Raw genomic sequence first — 1,343 nt, forward strand, 5'->3', positions numbered from 1 at the left:
GTCGAATGCACCGGTCTTGAAAACCGGCATGGGTTTATAGCCCATCTAGGGTTCAAATCCCTATCTCTCCACCATATAACAAAATAGCCCGCTAATTTAGCGGGCTTTTTTGTGTTCAAAAAAAGTACTGCACTTGCTCATGCTTGAGATTCATTCTAAAACTCAAAAGAGAACATATCGTTTAATTGAAATGTTATACCAATTCGCATAAGTATTTAAGCAATTCAACGAATTAAATCACGCGCTAAACTACTGAACGATTTTATTTGATACGTTAATGGTCAGTAGTGGAGTTGTTAGCTTCTTGCGAGGCTCTGCAAGGCATTGGTGATATCATTCATTCGGATTGTTGTAACTTTACCATGAACCTGCGATATCAGATCACCGTTCTTATCCAAAACAACAATGACTGCTTCATCACTATCTGAGGGCACACCTAACGCTTCTTCCATGACCTGTGAGTTCAGAATCCAAGTTTGATCGTGGTAGCGTTGCGGTACTTTTTCTTTTGCCCGACCAATGGCATCCTCTTCCGACATAAAGAATGGTAAATTGACAGCTAGGACGTCCCGAATCCGATATTTATCATGATCGATTTTTGAACGTAATGTGTTAACCCACTCCCGAGTAGATTTTGCGGCATTACGAGACGGCGTAAGTATGAGTAGTGTTGGTTGACCTATCAGTTTGTTACTGTCTACTTTTTCGCCATTGAGTGTTGTCGCTGTAAACGACGGCCATGGTCCATCGCCTGCAAAAGCGGACGGCCCGCATAGTGTTAGTATCGCAATAAGCGGGAGCTTAAAAATAAGTTTAAATGTTGAGTGGTAAAGTGTTTTGGGCTTTATTGGTCTGGGCATTATAGTATTCCTCAGGTCAGTGGTGGGGCGCAAAATATCAGAGCAAGCAAAATTCAAACACATAAGCAGTAATATTCAGAACAGACTCTTTTTCAAATTATCTTAGCTCTCAGATCCAATAAGCAAACAGCAAATATACAATAAGCGATTGCAGAGATTTCATCTGTTTGCATTCGAACTTTTAGCTAGCTTGGTAGGTCGTTGTAATTTATTCATTGTTGATATTATCAAGCGCTTGGCGAACTTCATTCACAATTAAATTTTTTGCCAATTTTTCATCGATATCGGGCACATCCCAGCCAAAAATAGTGCGATATTTCTCAATCAAATTACTGACGTCTTCAATAATATCGTTGCGATGGGCTGCTAACTCTAGTTTTTCTATTTTAGCCATATTCAATTCACCCCTAGATTCAAATTGTAAGTGCATAACTTGTTTTGGCTAGATTAAGTGGTCAGTTGCTCATAAGCTAACTGCTTTTT

General features: G+C 39.5%; 2 protein-coding genes. Both read right to left on the minus strand.

Annotated elements, in window-relative coordinates:
* Window positions 1-296: 296 nt before the first annotated feature.
* Complete coding sequence (locus tag AAEY62_RS19975) at window positions 297-860, minus strand: peroxiredoxin family protein (RefSeq protein ID WP_350635894.1); 564 nt, start codon at window positions 858-860, stop codon at window positions 297-299.
* A gap of 208 nt (window positions 861-1,068) precedes the next feature.
* Window positions 1,069-1,254: a hypothetical protein gene (locus AAEY62_RS19980; RefSeq protein WP_024589178.1), complete on the minus strand. Its 186-nt coding sequence runs from the start codon at window positions 1,252-1,254 to the stop codon at window positions 1,069-1,071.
* Between the last annotated feature and the right edge of the window lie 89 nt (window positions 1,255-1,343).

This window comes from Pseudoalteromonas sp. GW168-MNA-CIBAN-0100 (genome assembly GCF_040309225.1).
Taxonomy (GTDB): domain Bacteria; phylum Pseudomonadota; class Gammaproteobacteria; order Enterobacterales; family Alteromonadaceae; genus Pseudoalteromonas; species Pseudoalteromonas arctica.

Coding starts and splice junctions, on each gene's coding strand:
- AAEY62_RS19975 (WP_350635894.1), bottom strand. CDS start 860: ATGCCCAGACCAATAAAGCCCAAAACACTTTACCACTCAACATTTAAA.
- AAEY62_RS19980 (WP_024589178.1), bottom strand. CDS start 1,254: ATGGCTAAAATAGAAAAACTAGAGTTAGCAGCCCATCGCAACGATATT.